Origin of the sequence: Streptomyces sp. TLI_55, assembly GCF_900206255.1 — a bacterium.
Classification (GTDB): domain Bacteria; phylum Actinomycetota; class Actinomycetes; order Streptomycetales; family Streptomycetaceae; genus Streptomyces; species Streptomyces aquilus.
The window spans coordinates 3,130,233-3,150,154 of sequence record NZ_OAOJ01000001.1; the positions used below are offsets into that span (position 1 = coordinate 3,130,233).

Consider the following 19,922-nt stretch of genomic DNA (forward strand, 5'->3'; position numbering starts at 1 on the left):
CAGACGATTCGGCTCAGTAGGCGAACCCGCTGCCGAGACGTGCGCCCGTGGCCGTCGTCCCCAGCAGTGTGTTGCCGAAGGCCGTCGTGCCGTTCGGCGCCACGATCGTCGCCGGCAGCGGGACACCGCCCGGCTCGACGACATACGACTCGCTGGAGCGGAAGGACCACACGAACCCGGTGTTCGCGTTCTCCCCCGGCGCCCCGACGGCCGCGTCGGCCAGCCCGTCGCCGTTGGCGTCCCCGAGGTGGACGGCCGTGCCGAACGCGTCGCCCTTCTCGGCGGTGCCCGGCACCATGCTGCTGTCCTGCGTGACCACCTGGTGGGAGCCGACGCCGGTCAGCCCGTCGGCCCGGCCGCTCAGCACGACCACGGCACCGGCGTCGGCGACGGATCCGAGGTCCTCGCCGGGCACCCCGGTCAGGACGTCCAGGTAGCCGTCCCCGTCGACGTCCCCGAGCTGCACGTCGGTGCCGAACCGGTCGCCCTTCTCGGCGGTGCCGGGCACCCCGGGGCTGTCCTGGTTGAGGAACTGCGCCTTCTCCACGCCGTCCGGCCCGTCGGGCGTGCCCGGGATCCAGGCGACGCGGCCGCCCTTGGCGAGATAGGCGTCGTGGTCGCTGGGGTAGCCGTCGATCGCCCGGCCCACCACGATGTCGTCGTAGCCGTCCCGGTTCACGTCCCCGACGTCGAGGCTCTCGCCGCCCTGGAGCCCGGCGCCGTCGATGTCGTAGACCAGCGTGAAGGGGTTGAGCCCGGTCCCGTTGCCGAGCCAGTACACGACCCGGCGCGAGTCGAACTCCTCGGCGTCGTTCTCGGCGCCGACGACGTCGGTGCGGCCGTCGCCGTTGACGTCGCCGGTGGCCAGGTCCAGGACGCGGCTGTCGTACCGGTCCGGCACCAGCACCTCGCCGCCGTACGCGCCGCCGCGCGTGAACGGGCCCTTGAGGACCCGCAGATCGTGCTGGTTCGCCACGGTCACCACGTCCGGGGAGCCGTCGTCGCCGATGTCCCCCACGGTCAGCCGGCCCTTCGCGCCGAGCTGGTCGTGCGCCTTCCCGCTCGCCACGGACGCACCGCCCGCGAGCCCGTGCGCGCCGCCCCACACCACTTCGACGAGCCCGGCGTCGACACCGGCCGAGGTGTCCTCACCGCCGACGCCGACCACCAGGTCCGCGTAGCCGTCGCCGTCCAGGTCGGCGGTGTCGAGCGCGGAGCCGAAGCCGTCGCCCGCCTCCGCACTGCCGGGCACGCCCGCGGTGTTCTGCGTGAACACCTTTCGGCCCGTGGTGGTCAGCCCGTTCTCCGACCCGTACAGCACCGCGACGTACCCGGCCTTGGCCTTGCCGCCCACGGTCGCCGCCGGCGCGGCCACCGCGAGGTCGGCGTACCCGTCACCGTTGAAGTCGTCCTGGAGCCGCACGGTCGTGGCCCCGGAGTCCGCCGCCGCCGGGACCGCGGCCCCGGTGACGGCCAGGACCACGGCGACCGCCGCGCCCCATCTGCCTCTGCGTCCCCTCATCTGCTCCTCCCCTGTCGTCCTACGTTGCTGTCGACGCCGTCAGTCCCCCAGCGACGTCCCGAACCGCGCCCCGGTCGGTGTCACGCCCACCGTGGCCGCGCCGAACGTGAAGGAGCGGCTCGCGGTGATGCCGCCGGACGTGGCGGCGAAGACCCACACGGAACCGTTGTTCGCGTTCTCCGCCGGGTCGCCCACGACCAGGCCGTACTTGTGGTCGCCGTCGGCGTCGACGAGCGTCGTCGCGGTGCCGAAGCGGTCGTTCTTCTCGGCGGTGCCGGGGACACCGGTGGTGTTCTGGTGGAAGGTCTTGGCACCGGTGCCGGTCAGACCGTGGGCTCCGCCGCGCAGCACGAGGACGCTGCCCGCGTCGGCGAGGGTGCCGAGGTCCTCGCCGGGCAGTCCGGTCGCCACGTCCTGATAGCCGTCGCCGTCGGTGTCGCCGATGGACAGGCCGGTGCCCATGCCGTCGCCGCGCTCGCCGGCGCCGGGCACGCCGGCGGTGTCCTGGTTGATCCACACCGGCTTGCGGGTGGTGGAGACACCGTTCGGGCCGCCGTAGACGACGCCCAACGCGCCGCCCCTGGTGGGGAGTTCGACGTCGCTGTCGTAGACGTCCATGGAGTGGCCGATGACGATCTCGGCGTAGCCGTCCTTGTTGAGGTCGCCGATCGCCAGGTCCTCGCCGCCCATGCGGCGCCCGTTCGGGTCCTTGAGCCAGATCGGGGCGGCGAGACCCCGCGAACTCCCCAGCAGCAGCGCGGTCTTGCGGGAGTCGGGCTCCTCGCTGTCCACGGCGCCCACGGCGAGGTCGGCGATGCCGTCGCCGTTGACGTCACCGGCCGCGATCGTCCTCGCGATCTGGAAGTTGTCGGTGTCGATGGTGAACGTGGAGGTGCGGGCGGGGTTGCCGGAGCGGTCGAACGGGCCGTTCAGGACGTCGCCGTAGCCGTCCTCGACGCCGTACTCGTTGCCCAGCGTGATCACGTCCGGGTGCTTGTCCCCGTCGACGTCCCCGACGGTGAATCCGTACGTCCAGACCGAGTCGGGCAGCCGCACGAGGTTGTCCCGGTCGGCCGAAAGGCCCTTGGGACCACCCCAGTTGACGGTGACCGTGTTGCCCCGGTCACCGTCGACCGGAGCCCACTGGATGAACGACAGCAGATCGGCGTAGCCGTCGCCGTCGAGGTCGGCGCTCTGCAGGTCGGTGCCGTACCCGGTCGGGTGCGACTCGTCGTACACCTTCGAGTCGTCGAGCACCTGCCTGCGCGAGGTCGACAGACCGTTCGCCGAGCCGTACAGCACGGTGACCGAACCCGGCTTCGTGCCGGCGCTCGTCTTCGGCGGGGCGCCGATGGCCAGGTCGGGATAGCCGTCGCCGTTGAAGTCGTCGTGCAGCCTGCTCGCGGCCGGCCCGGCATCGGCGGCCTGCGCGGCCACGGGGACGGTGAGGGCAGCGGTGACCGCCACGGCCGCCGCGAGGGCGAGCCTGCGCTTGCTCATGGTGCTCCGGTTGATCGAGGTGAAAGGAGGGTCAGCGCGGGAACGCGGTGCCCAGCCGGGCCCCGTTCGCGACCGTGCCGAGGGTGCGGGCGCCGAAGGTGAAGGAACCCTTGGCCGTGGCGCCGTGGGGGAAGACCCAGACGCCGCCCGCGAAGGAGTTCTCGGCGACGGATGCCACGACCGGCTCGGCCCTTCCGTCGCCGTTGCCGTCGACGAACGTGGCGTTCAGGCCGAACCGGTCACCGTTCTCGGCGGTGCCGGGCACGCCCGGGGTGTTCTGACTGAGGACCTTGGTGCCGGCGCCGGTCGCCCCGCCCGGTCCGCCGGGTACGACGGCGAAGGTCCCGGCGTTCTTCAGTCCGCCGAAGTCCTCTTCCGGGATGCCGGCGAGGATGTCGCCGTACCCGTCGCCGTCGCTGTCCCCGATGGACACCGTCCAGCCGAAGTCGTCCCCGGCCTCCTGGGCGCCGGGCACGCCGGGGGTGTCCTGGGTGATGATCCGGGGTGCGGTGTCGGGCAGGCCCTGCCGGCCCGCGCGGACGACACGGAGGCCGTCCTCGCCCAGGACCAGGTCGGCGCGGCCGTCGCCGTCGAGGTCGCCGAGGGCGATGGCGTCCTGTTTGCGCAGGGCGAGGGCCGTCAACTGGGCGCCGGGGCGCAGGCCTTCGCGGCTGCCGTGCGCGTAGTAGACGTAGTTGCCGTAGTCGGTCTCGCTGTCCCAGTCGTGTTCCCGGGCGATGACCGCGAGGTCGTCGGTCCCGTCGCCGTCGGTGTCCCCGGCGGCCACGGCGGCGATCAGCAGGTCGTGGTCGGTGAAGGGGGCGTTCTCCTGGGTGGCGGCGGGGCGTCCGTCGCGGTCGAGGGGGCCGAAGAGGACACGGCCGTCGCGGGCGAGGTCCTGGTGGCCGTCGCCGTCGAAGTCACCGGTGACGGTCAGCGGGGCCTGGAGGCGGCCGGTGCCCTCGGCGGGCAGCACCGTGCCGGAGGTGAGTCCGGCGGGGCCGCCCCAGAGCACGGTCCGGGTGCCGGAGTGTTCGACGCCGTCCTGCTGCCACTGCTCGGCGAGGGTCTCCACGAGCAGGTCGGTGTACCCGTCGCCGTCGAGGTCGGCCGCGGCCAGCCGGGAGCCGAAGAGGTCGCCGGCCTCGGGGGTACCGGGGATGCCGGCGGAGGCCTGGCTGTAGACCTTCTTGGCGGAGGTCCGCAGACCGCTCGCCGAGCCGAACAGGACGGCGACGTATCCCGCCTTGGCCTTGCCGCCGACCGTCGCGTAGGGCGCGGCGACGGCGAGGTCCTCGTAGCCGTCGCCGTTGAAGTCCTGCCGTACCGCGACCGCGGCTCGCCCGGTCGCCTCGGCCACGGGCAGCGCGCCGCACGTGGCCGCGACCAGGGTGATCGCGACGACGACGGCGCGCCGGGTTCTGCGCATAGGCGTTGGCATGCCCAGTACGACACATCGGAACCGCAGTTGGTTGCCCTGCCGTAGGCCAGAGCTTTCCCTGCCGTTAACTACTTCTCGAACGGGTCGAAGCCGTCGTACTCCCGCTCCGCCTCGTCCCGTTCGGCCTGCTTGTCGCGGCGGCGCTGGGCGGCCGGACGCGGGGCCTCGAGGCGGTGGTCCTCACCACGGCGGCCGAGCATCTCGGCACCGGCCATGACGGTCGGCTCCCAGTCGAAGACGACGGCGTTGTCCTCGGGTCCGATGGCGACGCCGTCGCCGGAGCGGGCGCCCGCCTTCATCAACTCCTCCTCGACACCGAGGCGGTTGAGCCGGTCGGCGAGGTAGCCGACGGCCTCGTCGTTGTTGAAGTCGGTCTGCCGCACCCAGCGTTCGGGCTTCTCGCCGCGCACCCGGTACAGCCCGTCCTCCTCGCGGGTGACGGTGAAGCCTGCGTCGTCGACGGCCTTCGGCCGGATGACGATCCGCGTCGCCTCCTCCTTCGGCTTCGCGGCCCGCGCCTTGGCGACCACGTCGGCCAGCGCGAACGACAGCTCCTTGAGCCCCATGTGGGCCACGGCGGACACCTCGAAGACGCGGTAGCCGCGGGCCTCCAGGTCCGGGCGGACCATCTCGGCGAGGTCCTTGCCGTCGGGCACGTCGATCTTGTTGAGGACGACCATGCGGGGCCGCTTGTCGAGCCCGGCGCCGTACTGCCGCAGCTCCTCCTCGATGATGTCGAGGTCGGAGACGGGGTCGCGGTCGGACTCCAGGGTCGCCGTGTCCAGCACGTGCACCAGCACGCTGCACCGCTCCACGTGCCGCAGGAACTCCAGGCCCAGGCCCTTGCCCTGGCTGGCGCCCGGGATCAGTCCGGGCACGTCGGCGATCGTGTAGACGGTCGAGCCGGCGGTGACCACACCGAGGTTCGGGACCAGGGTGGTGAAGGGGTAGTCGGCGATCTTCGGCTTGGCCGCGCTCAGCACCGAGATCAGCGAGGACTTGCCCGCGCTCGGGTAGCCGACCAGTGCCACGTCGGCGACGGTCTTCAGCTCCAGGACGACGTCCTGCATGTCCCCGGGCTCACCGAGCAGCGCGAAGCCGGGTGCCTTGCGGCGGGCCGAGGCCAGCGCCGCGTTGCCGAGGCCGCCGCGGCCGCCCTGGGCGGCGACGTACGAGGTGCCGTGACCGACCAGGTCGGCGAGGACGTTGCCCGCCTTGTCGAGGACGACGGTGCCGTCCGGCACGAACAGGACGAGGTCCTGGCCGTCCTTGCCGGAGCGGTTGCCGCCCTCGCCGGGCTTGCCGTTGGTGGCCTTGCGGTGCGGGGAGTGGTGGTACTCCAGGAGTGTCGTCACCGACTGGTCGACGGTCAGGATGACGTCGCCGCCCCGGCCGCCGTTGCCGCCGTCGGGGCCGCCGAGCGGCTTGAACTTCTCCCGGTGGACGGAGGCACAGCCGTGACCTCCGTTACCCGCGGCGACGTACAGTTCGACGCGGTCCACGAAGGTGGTCATGGTTCGGTGCCTCCAGAAAACGTACGAATACTTACTTGCGTAACACGCGAAAGGCGGACCCGCCTTCCCGGAAGGGAAGTGAGGTCCGCCTCGCGAAAGCTTCCGATCAGTGCCTGATTCAGGCGACCGGAACGATGTTCACGACCTTGCGGCCACGGTGCGTACCGAACTGCACCGCACCGGCGTTCAGCGCGAACAGCGTGTCGTCGCCGCCACGGCCGACGCCCGCACCCGGGTGGAAGTGGGTACCGCGCTGGCGGACCAGGATCTCGCCCGCGCTGACGACCTGACCACCGAAGCGCTTCACGCCGAGGCGCTGAGCGTTGGAGTCACGACCGTTACGGGTGGACGATGCGCCCTTCTTGTGTGCCATCTCTCCTCAGTCCCTTACTTCGCAGCCGCGGGGATCTCAGTGACCTTGATCGCCGTGTACTGCTGGCGGTGGCCCTGACGACGGCGGTAGCCGGTCTTGTTCTTGTAGCGAAGGATGTCGATCTTGACGCCCTTGTGGTGGTCCACGACCTCGGCCTGGACCTTGATGCCGGCCAGCACCCACGGGTCGCTGGTCACAGCGTCGCCGTCGACAACGAGCAGGGTCGAGAGCTCGACCGTGTCGCCAACCTTGGCGGTGGAAATCTTGTCAACCTCAACGATGTCGCCGACAGCAACCTTGTGCTGGCGACCACCGCTGCGCACGATGGCGTACACGCGGATCTCACTCTCTCGCTCGGGAACGGCACCCCCGCAGTCCAGCCGCCCGGCAGAACGAGCGGCCTCTCCCGGCCGCAAGGCCCGAGAGGATGAGGTTTACGGGGATGTGGCGCGCCCATATCCAAGGACACGCCGACGGTCAAGGTTACGGGGCCGCTGCCGAACGGGTCAAACCGGCCCCGTCCCGGTCACCCGCCGAGACCGGCCCGGTACGCCACGCACTCCTCGTACGAGGGCAGCAGCCCCTGCTCACGGGCCTGGGCCAGGCTCGGCGCCTGCTCGTCCTTGGCGGACAGCAGCGGGGCGAGGTCGGCGGGCCACTCGATGCCGAGCTCCGGGTCGAGCGGGTGGATGCCGTGCTCCCGCTCGGGGGCGTAACCCTCGGAGCACAGGTAGACCACGGTCGCGTCGTCGGTCAGCGCCATGAAGCCGTGGCCGAGGCCCTCGGAGAGGTAGACGGCGTGGTGGTCCTGGTCGTCGAGGCGGACGATCTCCCACTGGCCGAAGGTGGGCGAGCCGACCCGGATGTCCACGATCACGTCGAGGACCGCGCCGCGCACGCACTTGACGTACTTGGCCTGGCCCGGCGGCACGTCCGCGAAGTGGATGCCGCGCAGGGTGCCCCGGCTGGAGACGGACATGTTGGCCTGGGCGAGGGTGAGCGGGTGGCCGGCCGCCTCGGTGAAGAGGGGGGCCTTGAACCACTCGTGGAAGCTGCCCCGGCCGTCGGGGAAGACCTTCGGCTCGTGCACCCAGGAGCCGGAAATCGAAAGAGGTCGCATCACAGGTCCTCAGCTCTTGTCCTGCGGAGGTCGCATCACAACGCCCTCAGCTTTTCTTCTGCGGGTTCGTCAGGGCCCGCTTGACGCGTCCGGCGACCCGGCGCCACAGCGGCCGCGGCGGGGCCGGCTGCTTGGGTTTCGGCGCCGGTGTCGGGGCGGGCTTCGCCGGCGGGATGTGCCGGTCGATGACCTTAGCGGTGCCGTCGGCCGCGACGACCACGTCGACGGGCAGCCGGGTCCACTTCGGCTCGCCCCGGTCGGCGGACGGCAGCCCGATCCGGACCGCCCAGCGCGCCCCGGTGAGCCGCTCGACCGGCAGCCGCGCGGTCACGGTACGGCCGTCCGCCGCGGCGTCGGCGGCGAACTTGCCGACGTCCTTGCGCTCGAAGCGCAGCTGCACCGTCTCCTCGCCGGTCACCGCGAGCGGCAGCGGAAGCCGGAGGGCCGCCCCCTCGGCCACCACCGCCGCGGCCGGGTCCACCAGCACCACGGCCTCGCGCTCCAGCTTGTTGGTGTGCTGGTCGACGTCGAGGGAGAGGTTCCCCGGCCCGTCGGTCCAGTACGGCAGCACGAGCCGGCGCGGCTCACCGGTGAGCGCGGCCAGCCGCCCCGGCTCCACGCCCTCGCCGTGCACCGCGCCGATCCGGCACTCCTTGCTGAAGCCGCCGGCCTTGATGCGCAGGTGGAAGTCCCAGATGCCCTTGGTCAGGGGCGAGCCCGCGGCGGCGGTCTCGGGGTCGAGCACGGCGGTCGCGGTGATCCGCTGCCGGAAGGCGCCGTCCGCTTCGGCGTCGACCTCGTGCCGTTCGCTCTTCAGCGGCAGGTAGTACTGGGTGGCGTCGTCGCGGTTGCGGACCACCAGGTCGACATCGCTGTCGTCGACACGGGCGTCCAGCGTGATCCCCTGCCCGTCCAGCGCCTCACGCGCCTTCTCGGACAGCGGCAGGTCGAGCACGTCACGCCCGTCCTCGCGGCGGAAGACGAGCGGGGTGCCGCCGGACTCGTACTCGGCGCCGAAGCCGATGGTCAGCGAGCCGTTCTCCCAGTTCAGGGAGGTCAGCTCGCCGGTGGGCCGGATCGCGGCCTCCCACTGGGCGAGCGCGCGGATGTCGTCGTAGAGGTCGGCGGCGACGAGGCCCGCGACGACTTGCTGCGTGGGCGCGAGGTGGGTGAGGACGCCGGGGCCGAAGCGCTCGACGACCACGCCGCGGATCTCGCGGTAGAGCTCCTCGGCGTAGTCCTCGGGGAGCTTCAGCAGCCGGTTGCCGCGCAGCCGCTCGACCATCTCGACGCGCAGCCAGCGGCTGAACAGCCGGTCACGCAGGGGGCCGGGCTCGGTGAGCTCCTCGACCACGTCGAGGGCCTCGCGGAGGTTGCCGAAGTAGCCGGCCGGGTCGAAGCGCTGGAAGCCCGCGTTGGAGCCGTCGTCGCGGGCGATGTGGTAGTAGCACGGGTAGTCGCCGAGGACGGCGACGCTCTTGGCCCGCAGATACGCCTCGATGACGAAGACGTGGTCCTCCAGGCGACGGCGCCCCTCCTTGAAGCGGATGCCGTGCTCGGCGAGGAACTCCCGCCGGAACATCTTGTGCGGGGTGAGGCTGTCGATCAGCGGCGCGTTCTCGACGGTGGCCCGCGGCCGGTTGACCCGGAACAGCTCCTGCGGCACCGGCCGTCCGATGCCCGCCATCTTCCCTACGACGACATCGGCGTCGTGCGCCGTGCCGTAGTCGTACATCCGCTCCAGGGCCTCGTCGCCCAGCCAGTCGTCGTGGTCGACGAACATGACGTACTCGCCGCGGGCGGCGTCGATGCCGGTGTTGCGGGGCTTGCCCGACCAGCCGGAGGCCTCCTGGTGCACGACGTGGAGGTGCGGGTGCTCGGCCGCGAGCGCGTCCAGCCGGGCCGGGGTCTCGTCGGTGGAGCCGTCGTCGACGAAGAACACCTCGAACTCGTCGGTCGGTAGGCTCTGCCGCAGCAGACCGCCGATGCAGTCCTCGACGTACTTGCCCGGGTTGTGGACCGCGATGACCACGCTGACCTTGACGGTCACGCCGGGTCCTCCTTCGTCTGGACCCGGTGGATCTCCGGGAAGGCCTCGGTGAGCGCCGCCCGCCAGTCCCGCAGGGGCGGGATACCGGCCGCCGCGAAGCGGTCGTGGCCGAGGACGCTGTAGGCCGGGCGGGGGGCGGGGCGGACGAAGGCCTCGCTGGTGGTGGGGCGGACCCGGTCGGGGTCGGTGCCGAGCAGCCGGAAGATCTCCCGGGTGAGGCCGTACCAGGTCGTCTCGCCGGAGCTGGTGCCGTGGTAGACGCCGGCCGGGGCGGTGCCGGCCAGGGCGCCGCGGCCCAGTTCGTACAGCAGCCCGGCGAGATCGGCGCTCCAGGTGGGCTGGCCGCGCTGGTCGTCGACGACGTCCAGGGTGTCCTTGAGCCCCTCCAGCTTGATCATCGTACGGACGAAGTTGGGGCCGCCCGTGCCGTACAGCCAGGCCGTGCGCACCACATAGCCGCGCTCGATGCCGAGCACGGCCCGCTCGCCGGCGAGCTTGGTGCGGCCGTAGGCGCTGCGCGGGGCGGTGGGGGCGTCCTCCGCGTACGGGGTGGTCGCGTCGCCCGCGAAGACGTAGTCGGTGGAGACGTGCAGGAGGACGGCGCCGGTGGCGGCGCAGGCGGCGGCGAGATGGGCCGGGCCGTCGCCGTTGATGCGCAGGGCCTCCTCCTCGTGGCTCTCGGCGTCGTCGACAGCCGTCCAGGCCGCGCAGTTGACGACGACCGCGGGCCGGTGCGTCTCGATCGTGCCGCGCACGGCGTCGGCGTCGGTGAGGTCGAGGGCGGCGCGGTCGAGGGCGACGGCCTGCTCGCCCGCCTCGGCGAGCCGGGCCAGGACGTCCTGGCCGAGCATGCCGCCCGCGCCGGTGACCAGCCAGATGCGGTTGTCGCTCACAGCGCGGCCCGCTCCTTCAGCGGCTCCCACCAGGCGCGGTTGTCTCTGTACCACTGCACGGTCTCCGCGAGCCCCTGCCGGAAGCTCTTGCGGGGCTCGTAGCCGAGCTCCTCGCGGATCTTCGTGCAGTCCACCGAGTAGCGGCGGTCGTGGCCCTTGCGGTCCTCGACGTACTCGACGCTGGTCTCCCAGTCCGCGCCGCAGGCCTCCAGGAGCAGCCCGGTGAGCTCCTTGTTGGAGAGCTCGGTGCCGCCGCCGATGTTGTAGACCTCGCCGGCCCGGCCCTTGGTGCGCACCAGCTCGATGCCCTGGACGTGGTCGTCGATGTGCAGCCAGTCGCGGACGTTGCCGCCGTCGCCGTAGAGCGGGACCTTCTTGCCGTCGAGGAGGTTGGTCACGAAGAGCGGGATGACCTTCTCGGGGAAGTGGTGGTGCCCGTAGTTGTTGGAGCAGCGGGTCACGCGCACGTCCAGGCCGTGGGTGCGGTGGTACGACAGCGCGATCAGGTCGCTGGAGGCCTTCGCGGAGGAATATGGCGAGTTCGGCTGGAGCGGGTGCGTCTCCGGCCAGGAGCCCTCGTCGATGGAGCCGTAGACCTCGTCGGTGGAGATGTGCACGAAGGTCTTGATGCCCGCGCGGTGGGCGGCGTCGATGAGGGTGTGCGTGCCGACGACATTCGTACGGACGAACTCGGCGCCGCCGTCGATGGACCGGTCGACGTGCGACTCGGCGGCGAAGTGCACCACCTGGTCGTGCTCGGCCATCAGCTTGCCGACCAGCTCGGGGTCGCAGATGTCGCCCTGCACGAAGGAGAACCCGGGGTGCTCGCGCACCTCGTCGAGGTTGGCCGGGTTGCCCGCGTACGTCAGCTTGTCGAGGACGGTGATCTCGACGTCACCGGGGCCCTCGGGGCCGAGCACCGTACGGACGTAGTGCGAGCCGATGAAACCGGCGCCGCCGGTCACCAGGATCTTGGTGGTCGTCATGAGGAGATCTGCACCTTGCTGTGATCACCGAGCACGAGCCGGTGGGCCTTGGGGTTACGGGGAGCGGGCGTGACCTCGACGTCACGTCCGATGAGCGAGGCCTCCACCCGGCGCACACCGGTCACGGACGAGCCGCGCAGCACGATGGAGTACTCGATTTCGCTGTCCTCGATCCGGCAGTCCTCGGACACCGAGGTGAACGGGCCGATGTACGCGTCGCTGACGACCGTCCCGGCCCCGATGATCGCGGGCCCTACGATCCGGCTGCCGCTGACCCGGGCGCCCGCCTCGATGCGGACCCGGCCGATGATCTCGCTGTCCTCGTCGACCGTGCCCTCGTTCGACGGGGGGACGGTCTCCAGGACCGAGCGGTTGACCTCGAGCATGTCGGCGACGTTGCCGGTGTCCTTCCAGTAGCCGGAGATCGTGGTGGAGCGGACGTCGCGCTTCTCGTCGATCAGCCACTGGATGGCGTGCGTGATCTCCAACTCGCCGCGCCAGGACGGCTCGATGGAGCGGACGGCCTCGTGTATGGCCGGGGTGAAGAGGTAGACGCCGACGAGCGCCAGGTCGCTCTTGGGCTGCTTCGGCTTCTCCTCCAGGCCCACCACCCGTCCCTGGGCGTCGAGTTCCGCGACACCGAAGGACGTCGGGTTGGGCACCTGGGTCAGCAGGATCTGCGCCTCGGGCCGCTCGGCCCGGAACTCCTCCACCAGACCGGTGATGCCGCCGACGATGAAGTTGTCGCCGAGGTACATGACGAAGTCGTCGTCGCCGAGGAACTCCCGCGCGATCAGCACCGCGTGGGCCAGCCCCAGCGGCGCGTCCTGCGGGATGTAGGTGACCTCGATGCCGAACCGCGAGCCGTCGCCGACCGCTTCGCGGATCTCGTCCGCGGTGTCGCCGACCACGATGCCGACTTCGGTGATCCCGGCGTCGGCGATCGCTTCCAGGCCGTAGAAGAGCACGGGTTTGTTGGCGACCGGCACGAGCTGTTTGGCCGAGGTGTGGGTGATCGGGCGGAGGCGAGTGCCCGCTCCCCCGGAGAGCACGAGTGCCTTCACGTATTGAGCCCCAATGACTGTGCCGAGAAGGGGGTGAAACCCCAACTGTCAGGATTTGTCGTCGATCTCGGTTTACATCGTAACCATGCTGGCGGAAGAGTGATTCACCGCAGGTAGGGGTGATTCAACGCCTGTTCGCACTTTCGACACTTGTATGACGACCCGAACTCTGTCGGGGTTGCCCAGGTAACAAGAAAAAAACATGAAGCCGCCCCCTGGGCCATGGGACCAGGGGGCGGCTTCATGAGTGCGCGGCCTTCTGAGCGTCAGCTCTCGTCGGCCGTCGTCGAGACGGACGAGAGCGGCTGCTGCTCGGCCGCCGCCGTCTTCTTCGCGGCCGCCTTCTTGGCGGTCGTCTTCTTGGCGACGGTCTTCTTCGCCGCGGTCTTCTTGGCCGCCGTCTTCTTGGTGGCGGCCTTCTTCGCCGTCGCCTTCTTGGCCGTCTTACGGGCCGTCTTCTTGGCGGGCGCGGCTTCCTCGACGTCGGCGGCCGGGGCCTCCGACGTCTCCGCGGTCTCCGTCGCCGTCGGCACGACCACGACGGCCGCCTCCTCGGACGCGGTCGGCGCGGTGGCCTTGCGCACGGCGCGGCGCCGCGGACGGGCCGGGGCGGCGCTCTCGGCGGGCGCCTCCGGCTGGGCCTCGGGCTGCTCCACCGGCGCCTCGACCGCGGGAGCGGCTTCGGCGACGGTCACCACGGCGGCCTCGGCACCCGCGGGCGACCCGGCGGGCGCGGACACCTTGCGAGTGGCACGGCGGCGGGTACGGCCCTTGGGTGCGGCCTCCTCGACGACCGGGTCCTCGGCGGCGACCGGCTCGGCGTGCGCCTCGGCGGCCGGCTCCGGCTGCACCGGACGCTCTACCTCCTCCGCGACGGTGACGTCCTGCGCGGTCGGGACGGTCTCCTCGACCTGCTCCGCGCGCTCGCTCTGCTCGGACCTGTCGGCCCGCTCGGACGCCCTCTCGCGACGCGGTGCACCGGCCGGGGCGGACGCCCGCCGGCTCGCCCGGCGCCGCGAACGGCCCCGGGTGGCCGCGGCCTCCGCCTCGGCGGCGCTGCTGTACAGCTCCTCGTCCGGCTCGAAGGGCGCGGGCAGCGCGACCGGCTCGGCGAGCTCGGCGGCGACCTCGGCCTCGGTCTCCACCTCGTCGTGGTCGTGGTCGACGGCCTCGGCCGCTTCCGCCGCCACCGCGGCCTCGTGCACGTGCTCGATGCCGCCGCGGCCGCGCTTCTTGCGCTTGCCGCCACCGCCGACGGAGGTGGGCTGCTCCATGTGGACGATGACACCGCGGCCGTTGCAGTGGACGCAGGTCTCGGAGAACGACTCCAGCAGACCCTGGCCGACCCGCTTGCGGGTCATCTGGACCAGGCCCAGCGAGGTCACCTCGGCGACCTGGTGCTTGGTCCGGTCCCGGCCCAGGCACTCAAGGAGGCGGCGCAAGACAAGATCCCGGTTGGACTCCAGCACCATGTCGATGAAGTCGATGACGATGATGCCGCCGAGGTCGCGCAGCCGCAGCTGACGCACGATCTCCTCGGCCGCCTCCAGGTTGTTCCTGGTGACCGTCTCCTCGAGGTTGCCGCCCTGACCGGTGAACTTGCCGGTGTTGACGTCGACGACGACCATCGCCTCGGTCCGGTCGATGACCAGCGAACCGCCGCTGGGCAGCCAGACCTTGCGGTCCAGCGCCTTGGCGAGCTGCTCGTCGATCCGGTACGTGGCGAAGACGTCGACCTCGCTGGTCCACTTCGACAGCCGGTCGGCGAGGTCGGGCGCGACGTGCGAGACGTAGCCGTGGATGGTCTCCCACGCGTCGTCGCCGCTGACGACGACCTTGGTGAAGTCCTCGTTGAAGATGTCGCGGACGACCCGGACGGTCATGTCCGGCTCGCCGTACAGCAGCGTCGGCGCGTTGCCGTTCTTGGTCTTCTTCTGGATGTCCTCCCACTGCTGCTGCAGTCGCTCGACATCGCGGCGCAGCTCGTCCTCGCTGGCGCCCTCCGCGGCGGTGCGCACGATGACGCCCGCGTCCTCGGGGACGATCTTCTTGAGGATGGTCTTCAGCCGGGCCCGCTCGGTGTCGGGCAGCTTGCGGCTGATGCCGGTCATCGAGCCCTCGGGGACGTACACGAGGTAGCGGCCCGGGAGGGAGACCTGGCTGGTCAGACGCGCGCCCTTGTGGCCGATCGGGTCCTTCGTGACCTGGACGAGCACCGACTGGCCGGACTTCAGGGCGGACTCGATGCGCCGCGGCCCGTTGGCCATGCCCAGCGCCTCGAAGTTGACCTCACCGGCGTACAGGACCGCGTTGCGCCCCTTGCCGATGTCGATGAACGCGGCCTCCATGGACGGCAGCACGTTCTGCACCTTGCCCAGGTACACGTTGCCGACGTACGAGGTGGCCTGCTCCTTGTTGACGTAGTGCTCGACGAGCACACCGTCCTCCAGGACGCCGATCTGCGTGCGCTCACCGCTCTGCCGGACGACCATCACGCGCTCGACGGCCTCGCGGCGGGCCAGGAACTCGGCCTCGGTGATGATCGGGACGCGGCGGCGGCCCTGCTCACGGCCTTCCCGGCGGCGCTGCTTCTTGGCCTCCAGACGCGTGGAGCCCTTGATGGACTGCACCTCGTCGGACGGCTCCGCCTTCGGGCGCGGCTCGCGCACCTTGACGACGGTCCGCTCGGGGTCGCCGTCACCGGGCTCGGAGTCGGTGGAGGCGTCACCGGCGCGACGACGACGGCGTCGGCGGCGACGGCTGCTGGAGGACGAGGAACCGCCCTCGTCGCCGTGCTCGTCCTCGGCGTCCTCCTCGAGCTGCTCGGCGGTGTCCTCGGCGTCCTGCTCGGCCTGCTCGGCGAGCTCGTCGCCCTCCTCGCCCTCGGCGTCCGCGTCGGCGGACTCGCCACGGCGACGGCGACGGCCGCCACGGCGACGGCGACGACGGGAACCGGTCTCCTCGGACTCCTCCGAGTCGCCCTCGACGGCGTCCTCGGCGTCGGCCTCCTCGGCCTCGTCCTCGGCGTCGGTCTCGACAACCTGCGGCGCCTCGGTCTCGGCGGGCTCACCCCGGCGGCGGCGACGGCGCCGCGAGGCGACCGGCTCCTCCTGGGGCTCCTCGGCGGCGGGCTCCTCGGGCTCCTCGACCTCCGCCTCGGCGGCGGCCGCGGCGGCGGCCCGCTCGGGCGTCTGGAACTGCGGCTCGGCGAACACGGGCGCCTGGAACACGGCCACGGCGGGCCGCGCGGGGCGGCGCGGCGAGTCCTCCTCGGCGGCCTCGTCACCGGCGGTCCGCGCGGGCTCGGAGAACCCGGTGGCGGCGCGGCGCACGGAACGCCGACGGGTGGCGCGGCGCGGGGCGGCCTCCTCGGCGGCCGGGGCCTCGGCGGCGGCTTCCTCGGCGGGCTTGGTCTCTTCGTCAGCGCTCACGGGCGCCTCCACGGTCTCGGGCGCCTCGGCGGGCGCGGCCACTCGACGCGTGGCACGCCGACGACCCCGACGCGGGGCCTCTTCCTCGACGACGGCCTCGGGGGCGGCATCGGCCTCGGACACGGCCTCGGAAACGGCCGCAGGAGCGGGCTCGGAAACGGTCTCAGGGGCGGCCTCGGTGCCGGCGGCGACCGGCGCACCGGCGGGCGCGGAGGCCCGGCGGGCGGCACGCCGACGCGTACGCGGCGCGGGCGCCTCTTCGGCCACCGTCTCCGCGACGACCTCGGGCTCAGCCTCGGCCTCGGCCTCCGGTTCGGCGGCGGGTACGACGGTCTCGGCGGCCGCGGTCTCGGCGGCGGCCGGGGACCCGGTGGGCGCGGACGCCCGGCGGGTGGCACGGCGACGCCGCGGCGCGGGCGCTTCTTCGGTGGCTTCGGCGGCCGGAGTCTCGACGGCGGCGGCCTCGGCGGGCGCGCTCTCCTCGGCCACCGGCACGACCGTCTCGGCGACGGCGGTCTCGGCGGCAGCGGGGGCCCCGGCGGGCGCGGAGGCCCTACGGGTGGCACGCCGACGCGTACGCGGCGCGGGCGCCTCTTCGGTCACCGTCTCCGCGGCCGGCGTCGGCTCTTCGGCGGCGGTCTCGGTGGCGGCCGGTATGGCCGGCGTCACCTCGTCCGGCGCTTCGGCCGCGGCGGCGACCGGCGGACCCGCCGGCCGGGATGCGGCACGGCGCCGGCGGCGCGGCGGCAGAGTGTCGCTGGGGGTGTTGAGTTCGGAACCCTCGGTGGGTTCGGTCGGCTCGAGCATGCGGGCGTTTCTCCCGTCAGGCTCCCGGGCGCCGCGCCTGGTCCGGCGATGCCGGTGACGTCCGCGGCTCGCGCGATGCGCGGTGCCGCCGTCCGGGGCGCGGGCGCCGCACGGGAGCTCTCTGTGTCCTGTCTCGCCGGTTCCGTACTCCCTTGTTGGGTACGGCCTGGCGAAAGTCTTCTGGTCGGTGCGCTGCCCGACCCAGGTGGCTCCCGAGTACGAGGGCGGCGCTACGACGTCCGTCCTTTCGCGGGACCTTCCCTATGCCGGCGCCTTCGCGGCGGCAGCGGCCGTTGTGGGGGCCTCAGCTGCCTCGCGGTCGGGCGCGAGCGGGTCGGTCACCTCGCCGGTCTCTTCATCGAACAGCCCCTGCGCCAGCCTGGTCACCGCTGCGGGGACCGGCGGCGCCAGGTCGGCCACGGCGCGGAGACCGGACAGGACGTCGTCGGGTCGTACGGCAGGCGTCACGTGCCGAACAACCAGCCGCAGTATCGCACAGGGCTGGTCCGTCGGCCTATCAGCCTGGGGACTGTGCGTCTGAAGCCGTACGACTGCGGAGCGGGCGTCGAACGAACGGATGCCGTTCTTGGTCTTGCGCTGGACCTCGACGGCGTCGGCGGCGTTGAAGGCGACAACGGCCTTCTCGGCCTCCGCCGGCTCCACTCCGTCGAGCCGCAGCTCCCACACCGAGGCGGTGAGCCGGTCGGCGAGCCCGGACGTCCGGGCCTCGACCGCGTCGACGATGTCGAGGCCGAGGGGCATCGACTCGTCGAGCAGAACCCTGAGCTTCTCGGGGTCCCGCGCCTCGGTGAGGGCGATCTCCAGGTACTCCGCCTCACTGCCCGTGCCGGTGGGTGCGGCATTGGCGTACGACACCTTCGGATGCGGCGTGAACCCCGCCGAGTACGCCATCGGCACCTCGGCACGGCGCAGCGCACGCTCGAAGGCGCGCTGGAAGTCACGGTGGCTGGTGAACCGGAGGCGGCCGCGCTTGGTGTAACGCAGTCGGATGCGCTGCACCGCGGGTGCGGGCGGCGGGCCTTCGGGCTGTCGCTTGCCCAGTGTCGTTCAGTCCTTCGTGAGAGCGGTCGTACTCCTACCAAGAGTACGTGTCTCGAGCCCGGTCGGTTCCCGCCGGTCCACGGCGACCGGCTCCCGGGGCTCGCCGAGGAGCATGCGCCGGAAGTCGGCGCGCGCCTGCCGCGCGGTCTCCCGTACGGAGGCGAGCGCCTCCCGCGTGGCCCTTCCCACCCCGCGGGCGACCTGGGCGACGGGCCGCAGCACGGCATCGCGTACGACATGTCCGACCGGGGTCAGCACGGTCCGGTACACCCAGCGCACCGGCTCGACGAAGACCCACCGGAAGAGGGTGGCGAGGAACCGTCCGACGGCGAGCGAGATGTGCCCGGCGATCCGCCAGGCGTGCCCGAGCGCGTCCCCCACCTCCCGCCCGACCACGGCGAGGAACCGCCCGACCGGGGTGAGCACCCAGCGCCACAGGGCGAGCACCGGCAGCACGAACACCACACGCGCGACCCAGTACAGCGCGACCCCGATCCCCCGCAGCAGCCACGTCACCCCGCGCCCGACCGGCGTGAGCACCCACGTATACAGCCAGACAGCCGGCACGACGACGAGATACCGCACCAGCCAGGCGACCGCCGTGTACACACCGATCCCGGCGGCGGCGATCCCGCGCCCGATCCCCCGCAACAGCCACATCACGCCGTGTCCGGAGGGCGTGAGGATCCACTGGTAGAGCCAGACAGCGGGTACGACGACGAGATACCGCACGAGCCAGGCCCCCGCGGCGTACGCGGGCGTGAGCAGATACCGGTACAGCCACACGGCGGGGACGACGACCAGTACGTTCCCGAGCCACGCGAGCCCCTTGCCGAGCGGTACCAGCAGATACCGCCACAGGCCCAGGAGCGGCCACACGAACAGGATGCGCCCCGTCCACTCCAGCGCCCACTCCAGGGCCCGCCCCAGCGGCCGCAGCACGGTGTCGTTCAGGAACCGTCCGGCGACGACGAGCGCGTCCCACGCCATGCGCACGGGGACGACCAACACGAGCACGACGATCCGCACCGGGATGCGGATGGCCGTCACGAGGCACCCCTCCGGCTGTCGGGGCTCGGGCAGCGGCTTCTGCGGTTCCATACCGGACAGGACGCCGCGGCCCGCGCCCTGGATGCACCCCGTGGGTTGCGATGCCGTCACGGCGCACTTGTCCGCTAGGCCGTTTTACCAATCCGCTAGACCGTTTTACCTATTTGACGGCGCGTCCGTCGTGCGCGCGTCGGTTGTCGTGGCCGGTCGGGTCACCCTCGCACCGAGGTCCGGGAACTCCCCCGGACCCGTTTGGTGCCAAGGAGCATTCCTATGAGTCCTCGACACACTCCCTCACTGCTGGGGCCGTTGGCCCGGGCGAGATTCCAGAAAGCCGGGGTGCTGACCTCCCTCGCCCTGGTCGTCTCCGGCGGACTGGTCGCCCCGGCCGCGGCGGCCGCGCAGGCGGTGTCCGAGCGGCCGGCGGCGACGCCGCGGACGGGCGACAAGTGCAAGCCGCACAAGCCCCATCAGTCGAGGGCGGGCGCGGAGGCGTACACCGGCAAGGACAAGTGCAAGGGCGCCACCGGGGCGACGGGCCCGAAGGGCGCCACGGGCCCGAAGGGCGCGACGGGCGCCACCGGGGCGACCGGGCCCACGGGTGCGACGGGCGCCACCGGGGCGACGGGCGACAACGGCACCCCGGGTGCCACCGGAGCAACGGGTGCAACCGGGGCCACGGGTGCGACCGGTCCCGTCGGCCCGTGCGTCGAGATCGACGCCAGCCAGGACAGCAACAACTTCGAGCTCCGGGCCGCGCTCACCCCGCCGGTCATGGGCGGCCCGGCCAGGACCTACGCGGGCATCCGGGACCTCACGACCGCGACACCCGGTCCCTTCCTGTGGACCGACCTCACCGGTCACGAGGGGTACCCGCAGAACGCCTGCGGGATCTCCATCGCCCAGCACGCCCAAGGCAATCAGACCGAGGGAGACCTGAGGATCGACGTCATCACCACGACAGGAGCCATCTACGAGACCACCTGCGCGGTGGTCACCAGTGACCGCACGCTGAACTGTGCGAGCAACCCGTGGACGCTGGTGAACAGGCAGCCGGCGCCCGGCGCTGTGAACAGCGGCACGATCGTCCCGTAGCAGCACGGCAAGGG

15 protein-coding genes are annotated in these 19,922 nt (G+C 72.0%); 1 reads left to right on the forward strand and 14 read right to left on the reverse strand.

Annotation, left to right across the window (positions count from 1 at the left end):
* Positions 1–13 precede the first annotated feature (13 nt).
* The 14 genes from CRP56_RS14530 to CRP56_RS14595 form a co-directional block, all read right to left on the reverse strand.
* Positions 14–1,522, reverse strand: a complete 1,509-nt coding sequence (locus tag CRP56_RS14530; protein ID WP_097264028.1) for an FG-GAP-like repeat-containing protein — start codon at positions 1,520–1,522, stop codon at positions 14–16.
* Between the two features lie 39 nt (positions 1,523–1,561).
* Positions 1,562–3,022 carry an FG-GAP-like repeat-containing protein gene (locus CRP56_RS14535; protein WP_097264030.1) on the reverse strand — a complete coding sequence of 487 codons (1,461 nt, stop codon included), beginning with the start codon at positions 3,020–3,022 and terminating at the stop codon, positions 1,562–1,564.
* 31 nt (positions 3,023–3,053) lie between these two features.
* On the reverse strand, positions 3,054–4,451 hold the full coding sequence (locus CRP56_RS14540) for an FG-GAP repeat domain-containing protein (protein ID WP_097264032.1): 1,398 nt from the start codon (positions 4,449–4,451) through the stop codon (positions 3,054–3,056).
* 80 nt (positions 4,452–4,531) lie between these two features.
* A complete protein-coding gene (gene obgE / locus CRP56_RS14545; RefSeq protein WP_097264034.1) occupies positions 4,532–5,977 on the reverse strand; it encodes a GTPase ObgE in 1,446 nt (481 codons plus the stop codon).
* 118 nt (positions 5,978–6,095) lie between these two features.
* Positions 6,096–6,350 carry a 50S ribosomal protein L27 gene (rpmA, locus tag CRP56_RS14550; protein ID WP_004950923.1) on the reverse strand — a complete coding sequence of 85 codons (255 nt, stop codon included), beginning with the start codon at positions 6,348–6,350 and terminating at the stop codon, positions 6,096–6,098.
* A gap of 14 nt (positions 6,351–6,364) precedes the next feature.
* Positions 6,365–6,685 carry a 50S ribosomal protein L21 gene (gene rplU / locus CRP56_RS14555; protein WP_007381993.1) on the reverse strand — a complete coding sequence of 107 codons (321 nt, stop codon included), beginning with the start codon at positions 6,683–6,685 and terminating at the stop codon, positions 6,365–6,367.
* Between the two features lie 191 nt (positions 6,686–6,876).
* Positions 6,877–7,470, reverse strand: a complete 594-nt coding sequence (gene rfbC, locus CRP56_RS14560; protein WP_097264037.1) for a dTDP-4-dehydrorhamnose 3,5-epimerase — start codon at positions 7,468–7,470, stop codon at positions 6,877–6,879.
* Positions 7,471–7,516: 46 nt separating this feature from the next.
* A complete protein-coding gene (locus tag CRP56_RS14565; RefSeq protein ID WP_097264039.1) occupies positions 7,517–9,520 on the reverse strand; it encodes a glycosyltransferase family 2 protein in 2,004 nt (667 codons plus the stop codon).
* Complete coding sequence (gene rfbD, locus CRP56_RS14570; RefSeq protein WP_097264042.1) at positions 9,517–10,413, reverse strand: dTDP-4-dehydrorhamnose reductase; 897 nt, start codon at positions 10,411–10,413, stop codon at positions 9,517–9,519. The genes CRP56_RS14565 and rfbD overlap by 4 nt, the downstream gene beginning before the upstream one ends.
* Complete coding sequence (gene rfbB, locus CRP56_RS14575; RefSeq protein ID WP_097264044.1) at positions 10,410–11,399, reverse strand: dTDP-glucose 4,6-dehydratase; 990 nt, start codon at positions 11,397–11,399, stop codon at positions 10,410–10,412. Before rfbB ends, rfbD begins: the two co-directional genes overlap by 4 nt.
* Positions 11,396–12,463 carry a glucose-1-phosphate thymidylyltransferase gene (locus CRP56_RS14580; protein ID WP_097264046.1) on the reverse strand — a complete coding sequence of 356 codons (1,068 nt, stop codon included), beginning with the start codon at positions 12,461–12,463 and terminating at the stop codon, positions 11,396–11,398. The genes rfbB and CRP56_RS14580 overlap by 4 nt, the downstream gene beginning before the upstream one ends.
* Positions 12,464–12,729: 266 nt before the next feature.
* Positions 12,730–16,701 carry an Rne/Rng family ribonuclease gene (locus CRP56_RS14585; RefSeq protein ID WP_097264048.1) on the reverse strand — a complete coding sequence of 1,324 codons (3,972 nt, stop codon included), beginning with the start codon at positions 16,699–16,701 and terminating at the stop codon, positions 12,730–12,732.
* Positions 16,702–16,962: 261 nt separating this feature from the next.
* Entirely contained in the window at positions 16,963–17,721 is a 759-nt protein-coding gene (locus CRP56_RS14590) for a TIGR03936 family radical SAM-associated protein (protein WP_097264050.1), read from the reverse strand.
* Between the two features lie 48 nt (positions 17,722–17,769).
* Positions 17,770–18,864: a hypothetical protein gene (locus tag CRP56_RS14595; protein WP_097264052.1), complete on the reverse strand. Its 1,095-nt coding sequence runs from the start codon at positions 18,862–18,864 to the stop codon at positions 17,770–17,772.
* 222 nt (positions 18,865–19,086) lie between these two features.
* On the opposite strand from CRP56_RS14595, the gene CRP56_RS14600 reads away from it, so the two are divergent.
* Positions 19,087–19,908 (forward strand): hypothetical protein, encoded by an 822-nt coding sequence (locus CRP56_RS14600; protein WP_097264055.1) that lies wholly within the window; start codon positions 19,087–19,089, stop codon positions 19,906–19,908.
* Positions 19,909–19,922: the final 14 nt, after the last annotated feature.